Origin of the sequence: Actinomadura coerulea (assembly GCF_014208105.1) — a bacterium.
Taxonomy (GTDB): domain Bacteria; phylum Actinomycetota; class Actinomycetes; order Streptosporangiales; family Streptosporangiaceae; genus Spirillospora; species Spirillospora coerulea.
Window position 1 is genome coordinate 5,761,733 of record NZ_JACHMQ010000001.1, and the last position, 13,396, is coordinate 5,775,128.

The window sequence follows — 13,396 nt, forward strand, 5'->3', positions numbered from 1 at the left end:
CTTCACCCGGTGTCAGGGAGTGCCGGACTCCTCGCCCCAGTGCCAGCCCGAGCCGTCCGGCTTGGGGACGATCACGCGCCGGGTGCGCGGGGCGGGGCGCGGCGCGGGTTGCGGCGGGCCGTCCGCCCACGGCGCCCAGGGCGCGCCCTCGGGCTCGGGCGCCCGGCCGGGCGCCGCCCCGTCGGGGGCCGTCTGGAAGACCAGTTCCGGCGACTCGTCCGCGTTCGGCTGCGGGACGGCGTGGAACGCGGCGTTCGCGTCCGGCCGCCGCCGGGCGCGCGGCACCTCCGCCGGAGCGTCCGGCTCGGCGATGTCCGGGCGGACGTTTCCGTTCGGCGGCGCGGCCGCGGGAGGCGGGGTCGATTCCGCCCAGTTGATGGCGTAGGGGAAGGGTTGCTCCTCCGGGAGGCGGGGCGGGGCGACGGTGCCGCCGGCCGGGACGAGGGCGGTGCGTTCGCGCAGGTCCATGCGGGCGTGCAGGCCGGCGAGGAAGCCCGGAAGCCACCAGTTGGCCGCGCCCATGAACCGCATCGTGGCGGGGACGAGGAGGGAGCGGACGAGGGCGGCGTCCACGACGACGGCCACGAACATGCCGACGCCGATCAGCTTCACGACGGTGATCCCGGCCATGCTGAACGCGGCGATGACGAGGAGGAAGAGCAGCGCGGCGCTGGTGATGATGCCGCCCGTGTGCTGCATGCCGGATGCGACGGCGACGCGGTTGTCGTGCGTGAGGTCCCATTCCTCGCGGATGCGGCTCAGCAGGAAGACCTCGTAGTCCATGGACAGGCCGAACACGACCGCGAGGATGAGGATCATGCTGGTGGCCTCGACGCCGCCGGTGGGGGTGAAGTTCAGCAGCCCGGCGAGGTGCCCGTACTGGAAGCCCCAGACGATCGCGCCGAACGAGGCGCCGATCGACAGGACGTTCATGACGATGGCCTTGAGCGGCAGGACGATCGAGCCGAAGAACATGAACAGCAGGACGAACGTGGCGATCCCGACGACGAGCGCCATCTTCGGCAGGGATCTCATCAGGCTCGACATCAGGTCCATCTGGCCGGCGGTGCTGCCACCGACGTCGATGTGCATCGGGTAGCCGTCCTTGGACAGGCCCATCCCGCGGATCTCGGTGACGAGGTCCTGGGCGTGCTGGTCCATCGGCTCGTACTTGTGCGTGACGGAGATGCGCACGCCCCCGTACGAGCCGGAGTAGCCGGTGAACTGGGCCTCGGTGACGCCGGGGAGCGACGCGAGCTGCTTCCTGAACTGCTCCAGATAGGGCGGGATGGGGTCGCCCTTGCCGGACGGCGTCCAGTCGCGCGGGATGAGGTCTCCGGACACCACCACGTCGATGGGCTCGACGGACCCGTTGGGGAAGTCCTTCTTGATGGTCTCCACCACGGCGCGGGTGGGGCTGTCCTTGGGCAGGACGCGGGCGTCCACGCTGCCGAACTGGACGTTCAGGAACGGCACGAACATCACGCCCAGGATGACGAGCACGGCCGCGAAGTACGGGAGCGGGTGCTTCATCACGCTGTTGCCTAGCCGGAACCAGAAGCCGCTCTCGGGGTCTCGCCGCGCGCGCTTGGCCGTGGGACGCCGCCACCACATCTGCCCGCCCTCGACACGCGGCCCCAGAAGAGCCAACAGAGTCGGCAGCAGGACGGTTGCTCCGAACACCGCGACCATGACGGTTGCTATGCCGGCGAGCCCGATCGTGCGGAGGAACATCTGCGGAAAGAGCAGGAGGCCGGCGAGAGCCGCCGAGACGGTGACGCCGCTGACCATGATGGTGCGGCCCGCCGTCGCCATGGTGGCGGCCAAGGCGGCCTCACGGATGGGCTTGAGCGCCGTCCTGTGCGCCTGCTTGGCGGCCTTGCGCGCCGCCTTGTCGCGTTCTCGCTTCCACGGTTTCCCCGGTGGCAGACCTTGTGCGGTCATGCCGCGTTGGAGTTCCTCACGGAAACGGCTGATGATGAACAGCGAATAGTCGATCGCCAGGCCGACGCCCATCATCGTGACGACTTCCAGGGCGAAGGACGTCACGTCCGCCGCGTACGTCACCACGTGCAGGACGGCCAGTCCGCCGACCGTCGAGAAGACGCCCACGATGATGGGCAGGACCGAGGCCGTCACGGCGCCGAACAGGATGACGAGCAGGATGAGCAGGGGCAGCGCGGTGATGGTCTCCGCGCGGACGATGTCGGCCACGACCTGCTGGCCGAACTCCTCGCCCAACGGGACGTTGCCGCCGTACCGGACGTCGAGCCCCGGCGCGGCCAGGCGGTCCTTGACGGCGTGGTAGTTCTCCGACTTGTCCGCGGCCTCCTTGCCCTTCAGCTTCACCGCGACGAACGTCGAGTGCCGGTCGTGGGAGGCGAACGTGCGCGCGGCGTCGCCGTTGAACGACCAGTAGGAGATGATCTCGTCGACCTGTGCCCTGGGCAGCCGCGCGATGGTGGTGACGACGCTCGCCTCGAAGCGCGGGTCGTCCACCGTCATGGTGTCGCTCGAATACAGGACGAGGACGTCGGGGTTGGTGCTGCCGAAGTACGTCGCGCCCAGCTTGGCGACGAGCGTCGAGGACGCGTCAGGGTCCTCGAAGCCGCCCTCCTTGAACTTGGCGAACACGCCGAGTCCCCAGGCGCCCGCCACCCCGGTCATGATCAGAATCAGCACGAGGCTGGTCCAGCGTCGCCGGTGGATGAGACGCCCCAGCCCCGAAAGCATGATCCTCCTGTTTCGCCGCGGCCGCCCGGAGGCTCACTCGCCCCCGCGCGGCCGGTTCCGTCGTCACCTGCGCGTCGCCAGGCGGTCCGCGGTCGTCGCCAGGTCGCCGTCCAGGTAGCGCTGCCGGGTGGCGGCCCGTGCGATCTTCCCGCTGGAGGTGCGCGACACGCCACCCGGTTCGATCAACACGAACGCGTGGACGCTCATCTCGTGCTCGACGTTGACGGCCGCGCGGACCGCCGACTCCACCTCGTCCACGTCGAGCCGCCCGAGGGGGACGCGGCGGTTGCGCTCGGCGACGATCACCAGCCGCTCGGTCTCCTCCCCGGTGAGCGCGAACGCGGCCACGTGGTCGGGGCGGACCGCCGGGTGGGCCTCCTGGGCGGTGACCTCGATGTCCTGCGGGTAGTGGTTGCGGCCGTCCACGATGATGAGGTCCTTGATACGGCCGGTCACATAGAGCTCACCCTCGTGGACGACCCCGTAGTCACCGGTCTTCATCCACGGCCCGGACGGCAGGTCCCCGGGCTCGGACAGCTCGCCGCCGAACGTCTCCTGGCTCCGCTCGGAGTTGCGCCAGTAGCCCGGCGCCGTGTTGGGGCCGTGCACCCAGATCTCGCCGACCCGTCCGTCCGGCTGCTCGACGCGGGCCTCGGGGTCGACGATCGCGACGAACTGCCCGCACGGGCGCCCGCACGACACCAGTTCGGTCGTCCCCTCCGCGCCGTCCTCGCGGAGCCGCAGGTCGCCTCGGGTGAGCGCCTCCCGGTCCACGGAGATGATCTTCGGCGGGACGTCCTCGGCGGCGGCCGTGACGAACACGGTGGCCTCGGCCAGCCCGTAGCCCGGCGCCTGCGCCCCCGGACGCAGCCCGGCCGGCGCGAGCGCGTCGGCGAACATCGACAGCGTCGACGTGCGGATCGGCTCCGCGCCGTTCAGGCAGGTCGTCAGCCCGGACAGGTCCAGATCGGCGATCTTCTCCGGCGCGGCCATGGAGGCGGCGTACTCGTAGGCGAAGTTCGGCCCGGCGGTGTAGACGTTCTTGCCGGGACGCCCGGCGATGAGCTGGAGCCACCGCATCGGGTTCATGATGAACGAGACCGGGTCGGTGTAGATGGCGTGGTCGCCGCGCACCAGCGGCAGCGCCATCGTCGCGATCAGCCCCATGTCGTGGAACAGCGGCAGCCAGCTCACCAGCTCGGGGTCCGGCTTCTCGGGCGCCCACCCGGCCCACAGCTGCGCGGCGTTCGCCGTCACGTTCCCGTGGGTGATCTCCACCCCGGCCGGACGTCGCGTCGATCCCGACGTGTACTGCAGGTAGGCGACGTCGTCGAACGCGATCGTCTCGTCCCGCCAGCGGTCCGCCAGGGCGAGGTCGACCTCCTCGGCGAACACGATCTCCTTCGGCTGCGGGACGTCGTGGTCGGCGAGGAACTTCTCCACGTGCGGCAGCGCGTTCCGCGTCGTGACGATCACCGCGGGCTCGGCGTCGGTGTAGGCGCCGATCAGCCGGTCGGCGTGCCCCGGCAGGTCGGGCGAGAACAGCGGAACCGCGATGACGTGCGAGTACAGGGCGCCCAGCATGGTCATCATGTATTCGAGCGTCTGCGGCAGCAGCAGCGCGGCGCGCTCCCCGGGCCCGGTGACCTGCCGGAGCGTCACCGCCATGGCGCGCGCCCGCCGGTCGGTCTCGGCCCAGCTCAGCGTGAGGTGCGCGCCGGCCGGGTCGGCCGAGTAGTCGACGAAGGTGTAGGCCGGGGCGTCCGGCTTCTCCCTCGCCCACCGCGCGGCCCGCTCGATCAGCGGGGTGCGGCCGGAGCCGCCGGGCAGGAGTTCGGGAAGCAGCGAGCCCAATGCCATTGATCATCTCCCGAGGGGACGGGCCGGACGGGGCCGTGGACGGTGCTGTGAGGGGGTCGCACTCCGCCGGCGAGGTGCGCCGCGCCTGCCGGACGACTCTGTCTGGAACGCCCCGGTGACCGGCGATGATCACAAGCTACCGGATGGTAGTCAGTGGGCGATATTAGCTGCCGGTCACATTCGCCGAAGCACGGTTTGTCATCCCCGTGACAAGAGGAAATGCCCATTCACACCTGGGCTCACGGCCGGTCACCGACCGTGCCCGGGGCTACCGGCCGGCGGAGAAGATCTGCTGCATGATGCCCCGGCGGTGCCGCCCCTGGTACGTCGTCTCCGGGTTCACCTCGTCCGGGAGTTCGGCGAGGTAGCGGCTCTCCGCGTCGATGAGCTGCTCCAGCTCGCCGCGGTCGAGGAAGACGCCCTTGCATCCCGGGCATTCCTCGATCACGACCCCGTGGCGTTCGTGGGTGTCGAGCCTGGAGTCGCACTTCGGGCACTGCAGCGTCGCGTCTGACATACCGGATCCCCTGTCCGTCACGCCCGCGTTTACCGTCGCCGGTCAGCATACTGACACCGGGCCCTTTTCGGGTCGATACCAGGACACTCACCCGCTGATTCGGATGCGGGACGGGGATGTGCGTCCGTTCGATTCGCCTTAGCCCCTTCGCCGGTGTCAGCCTGTTCTGTCCTGCTCTGCCCGGGACTCGGCGCGGCCGAGCGCCCCCCGGCGCCGCGCCGCCACGATGCAGGCCGCGCCCCACAACAGGCCGATCTCGGCCACCAGGGCCACGGCGACGACGACCGCCCAGTCCGTACCGTCGCCTTCCTCCGCACCGGCCGGGGACATCAGGCTCGTACGACTCGCATCGGCCACCGGCGGCAGGTTCGGAGGCCTCACCGGCGGCAGGACGACGGGCGCCGACGGCGTCGGCAGCGCCTGTCCGGGCGGAATCGGAGCAGCCCCGTCGCCCGGCTGCACGCCCCCACCCGGCGCCTGCGGCCCGTCCGCAGGAGGCCCGCCTCCCGACGGCAGACCGCCCCCGCCCGGGAGGCCGCCCCCGCCCGGCTGGCCCCCCGCCTTCGGCTCACCACCCTGGCCTGGCTTCGCACTCTCCGCCGGCTTCGCGCTCTCCCCCGGCTTGGCGCTCACACTCGGCTCAACACCCTGCGAAGGCATAGCACCCTGCGAAGGCTTCACACCCTCCGAGGGTTTCGCGCCCTGCGAAGGTTTCACACCGTGCGGGGGCTTCCCGCCGTGCAACGAGTTCGTATCACCACCCGGCTTCGCACTACCGGACGGCTTCGCGCTGTGGCGTGGCTTCGCGCTGTGGGGTGGCAGGACGTCAGAGGGCGGCTTCGCGCTCTGGCGTGGCTTGTCGCCATGGGACGGCGCAGCGATGTGAGGCGACTTCCCGCCAACCGTCGTCGGACACGGCCACCCATCCACGGTCGTGCTGCTCCCCACGCAGGGCGTAGACGGCCCACCCGGCCCCACCGGCCGTGGGTGGGCCCCGGGGGCAGGCTTCCGACTGGGGCTCGGCTTACCACCGTGGGTCGATCCACCACCAGACGACGCACACGGCCGCCCGGCTCCGTCAGAACTGCCATCCACACACTTCGACGGCGTCCCTCCCGCTCCCGGTGAAGTACCGGACGGCTTAACACCGGGTGTCGAGCCACCCCTGGACGGCGACGGGCACGCACGCCCGCTCGCGCCAACGTTGCCCCCTGCACAATGCGTGGGCCGGCCCCCACCCGACTGCGAACTAGGGTTAGCCCCTGCACTATGAGCCGGCTCGTCCCCGGAAGGTGACGCGCCGCCTCCACCAGGCTGCGCGGTGGGCCGCGGCTTGACCCCATGCGCCGACTCCCCGCCGGAAGACGACGTGCATTGGCGACCGCTCTTGTCGGAGGGGACGGCCACACAGTGCGTCTCCGCGCCACCCGCAGCAGGCTGCGAACTCTGGTTCGGCTTGGCGCGGGGTGTGAGCTCGCCGCCGGAAGGCGACGTGCACGGGTGGGTGGCGGCCGCGCTCGCCTTGCTTTGCTCGCAGGGCGTGAGCTCGTTCCCGGTGGACGGGCTATGAGCCGGGCCGGCGCTGGACGGAATCGGCGAAGCGCTTTTCAGCGCGTGCCGGGCGGCTTTCGAGAAGACGGTTCCGCTACTGAGACGCCCACCCGAATCCACATCGCCCAGGGTGCAGCGCAGTCCCTGGCCGGAGCCAAGGGGCGAGCAGTCCGGCGTGCGGCTCGTCCAGGACAACGGGCGGTCGGCCGTGAGGCGAAGGCCGACCTTGCGGGCGACGCCGCCCTCGGTGCGGACCCGGACGGTGAACGGCAGCGTGTACTCCGATCCCTGGATCGTGACGCCGCCGGGTGACATGGACACGCGCAGCCTGACCCTGGACGGGGCCGCCTCCGGTATCGCCTGAGCCGCGGGACTCATCAGCGTGAGCGGCGCGGCCAGCGCGCTGCTCACCGTGATCGCGCCCCAGCGGGCCCTCCGACGCTCCCCTCGCACACGCTCCCCCTCGCGGTCTCCTCACGGCCACCCGGAGGCGGTGCCGCGATGCTGGACACAAGGAGTTATTGCCGCGTCACTCACTGAATTAACGTGCCGCATCACAGCAACCCACCCTCTTTCGCACAGCGAAATCGAATCTCCGTAGAATCGGGTGATCGCTAGGGAGAGGAGTCACGGGTGACGGAGGGCGTTCGGTCGCTGGCCCGCGCGTTCGATCTGCTGGAGCATCTGGCGGACGCGGGCGGCGAGATGGCGCTGTCGGAGCTGACGGAGGCCTCCGGGCTGCCGATGCCGACGATCTACCGGCTGATGCGGACGCTGGTCAACCAGGGCTATGTCCGGCAGGAGCCGTCCAAGCGCTATGCCCTGGGCCCGCGCCTCATCCGGCTCGGCGAGGGCGCGAGCCGCCTGCTCGGCACGTGGGCGCGCCCGGTGCTGTCCCGGCTGGTGGAGGAGGTCGGCGAGACGGCCAACATGGCGGTCCTGGAAGGGGACGAGGCCGTGTACGTCGCGCAGGTGCCGTCGAAGCACTCGATGCGCATGTTCACCGAGGTGGGGCGGCGAGTCCAGCCGCACTGCACGGGGGTGGGGAAGGCGCTCCTGGCGCAACTGCCCGACCAGCGGGTCCGCGAGATCCTCGCCAGGACGGGCATGGACGCGCACACCCCCAACACGTTCACGGACGCAGAAGCCCTGCTGGCGGAACTGGAGAGGATCCGCCGGCAGGGCTACGCGGTAGACGACGAGGAGCAGGAGGTCGGTGTCCGCTGCGTCGCTGTGGCGCTGCAAGGCGCGCCGACGCTGACGGCCATCTCGGTGTCGGGGCCTTCAGGACGGATGACGCACGAGGCCGTTCCGAGCGTCGTGCCCATCATGCGCGACGCCGCGGACCGTTTCGCCAGGGAACTCGGCCCGGCCGCGCCCTGAGGCCGTGCGGGTCAGTCGACGGGCTCGCCGACGATGACGGTGGGGCGTCCGCCGCGCTCCCAGGCGACGAAGTCGCCCGCGGACTTCACCAGGACGGAGGCCAGCCAGAGGGCCAGGCCCGTGTCGTCGGCGATGCCCACGACGGGGATGACGTCGGGGATGGCGTCGATCGGGGAGATGATGTAGACGAGCCCGAGGGCGAGCAGTCCGAGCGTCCCGAAGGACATCCCCTTGTACTGCCCGCGCAGGACCGACTTCAGCATCCTGGGGACGGCGCGGACGCGCTCCCAGAATCCCGGCGCGTCGGGTTCGAGCGTCTCGCGGTAGATATGCCAGGCCTGCCCGGCGGCGGCCGCACTGCGCTTCCTGTCCACCAGCACTCCTTGTATCTGACGTAGGTGAGGGCGCGCCCCCGCAACGCCCACGTACGACTAGGACGCGACGAGTGCCGGGTTTGTTCCCCTCGATCGATCATGAGGCGCGGGTCACGGCCCGGCCGTCCGGGCCGCCGCCGGGAGGGCCGGCGAGCGGATCCGCTGGTCAAGCCCGATTCAAGTGACCTCGGGTGAGTTGTTCATCACTCTCGTGGTCGGCCTGCGGCGGTTCGCGGCGTGTCGGCTGGCGTCCGCTGCGAGCATGGGGGATCCGGGGGAGCGCCGCCTCCGCCCGGCACGACCGGCATGGCCCGTCGAGCATCGCAGGAGCTGACGTACCGATATGAGCGGCGACCATACGAACCGCCCCGTCCACGGCACCGCGGCAGGCGACGCCTACGTCGCGCTGCCCCCGACCGCCGTCGACGCGACCGCGTCCGGCCCGACCCGCCTGATCGTGGCCTGGCCCGGCTTCGACCCGCCCCGGACGGCGAGCGCGCTGGCGACGGCGATCCCGATGACGGGCGTGCCCGTGTGGCGCCTCTACCTGGACCTGCCGGGCCGCTCGCCCGGCGGCCTCGGCTCCGGCGCGATCCTGGAGACCGAGAGCATCGAGGCGTACTGCACGGCCCTGGAGAACGCCGTCCGGCGGTTGCCCGACGCGCTCGCGGAGATCCGCCGCGACCTCGGCGTCCCGGAAGGCCCGGTCGGCCTCGCGGGCTTCAGCGCGGGCGCCGCCGCCGCTCTGCTCGCCGTCGCGCACGGGGCGGTCCCGGTGAGCACCGCCGCGCTCGTCGCCCCCGTCGTCGCCCCGGCGCGCGCCGCGCGGGCGGTGGAGAAGCGGTCCGGTTCGGAACGCGTCTGGAGCGAGCACGCCGTCGCGCTCGCCGACCGGCTCGACCTCGGGGCCCGCGCCGCCGACATCGCCGCGCGCGGCGTCCCGGTCCTGCTCGTCGGCGGCGCCAAGGACCGCGTCGTCCCCGCACGGGAGATCACGGCGCTCCGCGACGAGCTGCGCAGGCACGGCGGGCAGGCGGAGTCCACCACGTTCCGGATGGGGCACGCGCTGGCCGCCGAGCCCGGCACCGAGCCGCGCCCGCCGATCACCGAGGCCGTCCGGGTCGACGGCGTCCTCACCGACTGGTTCCGCGACCGCCTCGCCACGCTCGCGCCCGGAGCGGCCGCGGAGGCCGCGCCCGCCGGCGGACCGGTCGAGGCGAACGGCGACACGCAGCCGATGGAGCGGCGGCACGGCTCGTGGTCGTCCGGCGCCGGGAACGTCCCCGGCGCGCGGACGGGCGCCGGGCTGGGCCGCGGGTCCTGACCGCCCGGCGGGCGCGCCGAGGCGCCCGCCGAGCGGATGGGAACCGACGGGATCAGCCCTTCGACAGGACCTCGTAGCGGACGGGAATGACACCCGATCCGGTGCCGCCGACCTTCTTCATGGCGGCCTTGGACAGGTCCAGGCAGCGTCCGCCCGCGTACGGGCCGCGGTCGTTGATGCGGACGACGACCGAACGGTCGTTGTTCTTGTTGGTCACCCGCACCTTCGAGCCCATCGGCAGCGTCTTGTGCGCCGCCGTCAGCTCGGTCGGGTCGAAGCGCTCGCCGCTCGCGGTCATCTGCCCCTCCCAGTAGTAGGAGGCCTCGCAGGATCCCGAACCCAGGACCTTGTGCTGCTTCTTCTTCTTGCGCTTCGCCAGGTTCGCGACCTGGTCGTCCGCCTTCGGCGACCTCTTCTTGATCTTCTTGGGAGTCTTCGAAGGCGACGGCTCCGGAGAGCGGGGCCGGCCTCGGTCGGCCCGGGTCGGCTCGCCGTGCGGACGGTCCGCCAGCGGGTCCGCGGCCTGCGGCGCGGTCTGCGCCGCCTGGGCCGAGTCGGCGGGGCCGTCGCGCCCGGCCAGGGCGAACGCGCCCACGGCCAGGACGGCGACGGCGGCGCCGGGGACGATCAGGATGGTGCGTAGGCGCGCTCGAAGACGACGCCTGACAGGGCTACCCACAGAGGAGTCCTTTGTTAGGGGACAGGACCCCGGACGCCAGGCGGACATCACCGCCGTTCTCTCGCGGCGTGGCCGGGCGACGTCGACCGTCCCCGGATCCCCCGCCGCCCCGCGGGCTCCTCAGCCCGCCCCGCGCCGCTCTCTCAGGCGCGCCCGCTTGATCGCGTATCGGCGTCCGGCAGGTGCGGCTGGAAAGGCATCTTCATTTATCGAAATCGCTGAAGCGCCGCACAACTCCCTGACCGTACGTTGTGTCCTCCACAGATCAAGACGTAGAGCCGTTGTTTGTGGGATTTGTCACCTCAGCTTTTGCCCGCTGAAGCTGATCAACTTCCCTGGGTGACCGCATTTCAAGATCGTCTTTACTGCGTGCATACCGCCGATCTCGGACGGATAACAAAGGATCCGGCACAACGGAACGGGGCGGCCCGGCGGAAGATCACTCCCACCGGACCGCCCCGCGAGCTGGGACGACGGGTCCGCGTCAGCCGCGCCCGGAGGGGGCCGGGACCCTCGGAACCGCGGGCAGCGCCGGCACCTTCGGCACGCCGAGCGCGGACGCGTCCGGCATGGAGAGCGGGCCGTCCTCCGGCTCCCCGTCCGCCATCCTGCGGGAGCCGTCACGCGCCTTCAGCACGTCCACCACGTTGCCGACGCCGCCCTCGGCCGGGCCGAGGCCGGCCCCGGCCTTGTTCACGGTGCCGTCGGCCTGCCCGACCAGGTCGCCGGACGGAGCGGGCCCGGCGTACCGCGCGGCCGGCGGGAAGAGCACCTTGCCGAGAGGCAGCCCGCCCGGAGTCGCGCCGCCGAGCAGGGACCCGAGGTCCGGCAACCCGGAGTTCGGCCCGGGGCCCGCCAGGCTGATGGGCGCCTCGGCGGCGCGGCCGTTCGGGACGGCCGACCGCGCGGCCTCGCGGTGGCCGACATTGCCCGCGGGCAGGAGCTTGCCGGTGGGCAGGCCCTTGCCGAGCGTGCCGGTACCGCCGAGCAGAGTCCCGGGGACGTCGCCCCCTCCGCCGGACAGGACGGGCAGCGCCGTCCCCGGCTTGCGGTCGCGCGCGTCGCGGTGGGTCGCACCGGGGCAGTCGCCTTGGGGAAGCCCGCCGATCGGGGCCTGGCCGACGGCCGGCAGCTGCGCGTCCGGCAACCCCAGCCCGGTCTTCGACTCGACCGTCTCGGCCGGGCGCACCCGGCACCGGGCGCGGGCGGCGCGCATCCGAGACGCCGCCGGAGCGGCCCGGAGCACCCCGTCCGCGGCGCCGCCGCCCAGGGCGGCGGTCCGGGCGCCCGTCCCGGCGACCGGCTCCGGGAGCGTGCGCATGACGGTATGGCCCGTGGCGGCGGTCTCGTAGAGGAGCAGCGTGGACGGGCCGGCCGCGGCGCTCGGCGCCGCCTTCGCGGGCGCGGCGTCCGTCGGCACGGCCGCCACGGCGACCGCGGCGGCGAACGAGGCGAGGACGGAGACCCTCAGCAGGCTTCTGGCGGAGCGGTTCATCTTTTCCCCCGGGGTTTTCGGATTGGCCCTGCACATGTGGCGTGCGCCCGAGCGGCTGGTGAATCCCGGCGCACCGTCGAGCGGGGACGCTAGTACACCGCGGTGCCGCACGCGGCCGATTCGAAAATGACTTGGGGAAACCAGAAAGATCTAGATGAACTGATCATAGCTGTTCGGCGGAATACCAAATGCCGACAATTTTCGATAAAACAAGGGCGGGGGCGCCCCTCGGGACGCCCCCGCCCGCGCGGGCCGGACGGGCTACTCGGCGGCGCCGAGGGAGATGGCCTCGTCGACCTCGCCCTTGCGGGCGGCGAGTTCGGTCGCGTAACGCTCCTCGTCGACCTTCTCGGCGATCTCCTCGTCCTGGCGCATCAGGGCTTCGAGGTCGGCCTTGGCGTTGTCGAGGACCCCCATGTCCTCGTAGGCGGCCTGCACCTTGTCGCCCCAGAGGCCCACATCCCGGACGCACGGGACGATGCGGCTGAAGAGCAGCGACTGATAAAGGGTGTACATGTCGGAGTTGTCGACGTACTCCATGCACCGCTCGACCGGCATGTCGAGCTGCTCGAAGACCTCGCGGCCCTTGAAGCGGTCGCGCATCAGGTAGCAGCCCTCGACGACGAACTCCTCGCGCTCGGCCCGCTCCTTGTCGGTGAGCTCGGCGTAGTAGTCCTTGAGCGCGAGCCGCCCGAACGCGACGTGCCGCGCCTCGTCCTGCATGACGTACGCGAGAAGCTGCTTGACCAGCGGGTTGGTCGACATGTCCCGGTACAGCCCGAACGCGGCGAGGGCGAGGCCCTCGATCAGGACCTGCATGCCGAGGTAGGGCAGGTCCCAGCGGCTGTCCTCCAGCGACTCGGCGAGCAGCTTCGCCAGGTCCTGGTTGATCGGGTAGTACATGCCGATCTTCTCGTGCACGAACTTCGCGTACAGCTCGACGTGCCGCGCCTCGTCCATGGTCTGGGTGGCGGCGTAGAACTTCGAGTCCAGGTCGGGGACGGTCTGGACGATGCGCGCCGAGACGTTCAGCGCGCCCTGCTCGCCGTGCAGGAACTGGCTGAAGAGCCACGAGCCCTGGTGGCGGCCGAATTCGTCCTTTTCCTTCTGCCCCATCTTGTCCCAGATGTCGGATCCGAACAGCGGGTTGAAGTTCTCCGGCAGCCCGGCGATGTTGATCGGATCGACCTCAAGGTCCCAGTCGATGCGCTTCTGCGCGTCCCACTGCTTGTCCTTGCCCTTCTGGTACAGGTTCAGCAGCCGGTCGCGGCCCTCGTCGTACTCCCAGGTGAAGCGGGTGTCGCCCGCCATCGGGACGTTCCACGTGTCGGTCGGGACCGGCGTGGCGTAGAGGTCGTGGGAACTCACGGGGGGATCCTCCTCCAGGGGTGACGCCGCACGATCGCGACGCGGGTGTGCACCGCCCATGGCTTTACATACCTTCGTAACATGTAAAGGCCGGTTAAACCAGGGAGTCGCC

Annotated in this window: 11 protein-coding genes; 3 read left to right on the plus strand and 8 right to left on the minus strand. The window is 71.3% G+C overall.

Annotated elements, in window-relative coordinates; translation table 11 throughout:
* Positions 1 to 12 precede the first annotated feature (12 nt).
* From BKA00_RS26470 to BKA00_RS26485, 4 genes are all read right to left on the minus strand, one after another.
* Complete coding sequence (locus tag BKA00_RS26470; RefSeq protein WP_338072164.1) at positions 13 to 2,682, minus strand: MMPL family transporter; 2,670 nt, start codon at positions 2,680 to 2,682, stop codon at positions 13 to 15.
* Positions 2,683 to 2,796: 114 nt separating this feature from the next.
* Complete coding sequence (locus BKA00_RS26475; protein WP_185029262.1) at positions 2,797 to 4,593, minus strand: fatty acyl-AMP ligase; 1,797 nt, start codon at positions 4,591 to 4,593, stop codon at positions 2,797 to 2,799.
* Positions 4,594 to 4,861: 268 nt separating this feature from the next.
* On the minus strand, positions 4,862 to 5,110 hold the full coding sequence (locus tag BKA00_RS26480) for a TFIIB-type zinc ribbon-containing protein (RefSeq protein WP_185029264.1): 249 nt from the start codon (positions 5,108 to 5,110) through the stop codon (positions 4,862 to 4,864).
* A 156-nt stretch (positions 5,111 to 5,266) separates the two neighbouring features.
* The gene (locus BKA00_RS26485; RefSeq protein WP_185029266.1) at positions 5,267 to 5,572 is read right to left on the minus strand and encodes a hypothetical protein; all 306 of its coding nucleotides are present in this window, start codon (positions 5,570 to 5,572) and stop codon (positions 5,267 to 5,269) included.
* A 1,264-nt stretch (positions 5,573 to 6,836) separates the two neighbouring features.
* On the opposite strand from BKA00_RS26485, the gene BKA00_RS26490 reads away from it, so the two are divergent.
* Together BKA00_RS26490 and BKA00_RS26495 are read left to right on the plus strand one after the other, a co-directional pair.
* The gene (locus tag BKA00_RS26490) at positions 6,837 to 7,025 is read left to right on the plus strand and encodes a hypothetical protein (RefSeq protein WP_185029268.1); all 189 of its coding nucleotides are present in this window, start codon (positions 6,837 to 6,839) and stop codon (positions 7,023 to 7,025) included.
* Positions 7,026 to 7,294: 269 nt separating this feature from the next.
* On the plus strand, positions 7,295 to 8,044 hold the full coding sequence (locus BKA00_RS26495) for an IclR family transcriptional regulator (RefSeq protein ID WP_185029270.1): 750 nt from the start codon (positions 7,295 to 7,297) through the stop codon (positions 8,042 to 8,044).
* Between the two features lie 11 nt (positions 8,045 to 8,055).
* Here BKA00_RS26495 and BKA00_RS40620 read toward each other — a convergent pair whose 3' ends face one another.
* On the minus strand, positions 8,056 to 8,418 hold the full coding sequence (locus BKA00_RS40620; RefSeq protein ID WP_185029272.1) for a YkvA family protein: 363 nt from the start codon (positions 8,416 to 8,418) through the stop codon (positions 8,056 to 8,058).
* Positions 8,419 to 8,761: 343 nt separating this feature from the next.
* On the opposite strand from BKA00_RS40620, the gene BKA00_RS26505 reads away from it, so the two are divergent.
* Positions 8,762 to 9,742, plus strand: coding sequence for an alpha/beta hydrolase (locus BKA00_RS26505; RefSeq protein ID WP_185029274.1), 981 nt, complete (start codon positions 8,762 to 8,764; stop codon positions 9,740 to 9,742).
* A 52-nt stretch (positions 9,743 to 9,794) separates the two neighbouring features.
* Here the strand turns inward: BKA00_RS26505 and BKA00_RS26510 are convergent, their stop codons facing one another.
* The 3 genes from BKA00_RS26510 to BKA00_RS26520 form a co-directional block, all read right to left on the minus strand.
* The gene (locus BKA00_RS26510) at positions 9,795 to 10,421 is read right to left on the minus strand and encodes a septal ring lytic transglycosylase RlpA family protein (RefSeq protein WP_230298769.1); all 627 of its coding nucleotides are present in this window, start codon (positions 10,419 to 10,421) and stop codon (positions 9,795 to 9,797) included.
* A gap of 484 nt (positions 10,422 to 10,905) precedes the next feature.
* Positions 10,906 to 11,916 carry a hypothetical protein gene (locus BKA00_RS26515; protein ID WP_185029278.1) on the minus strand — a complete coding sequence of 337 codons (1,011 nt, stop codon included), beginning with the start codon at positions 11,914 to 11,916 and terminating at the stop codon, positions 10,906 to 10,908.
* Between the two features lie 261 nt (positions 11,917 to 12,177).
* Entirely contained in the window at positions 12,178 to 13,284 is a 1,107-nt protein-coding gene (locus BKA00_RS26520; protein ID WP_185029279.1) for a ferritin-like domain-containing protein, read from the minus strand.
* Between the last annotated feature and the right edge of the window lie 112 nt (positions 13,285 to 13,396).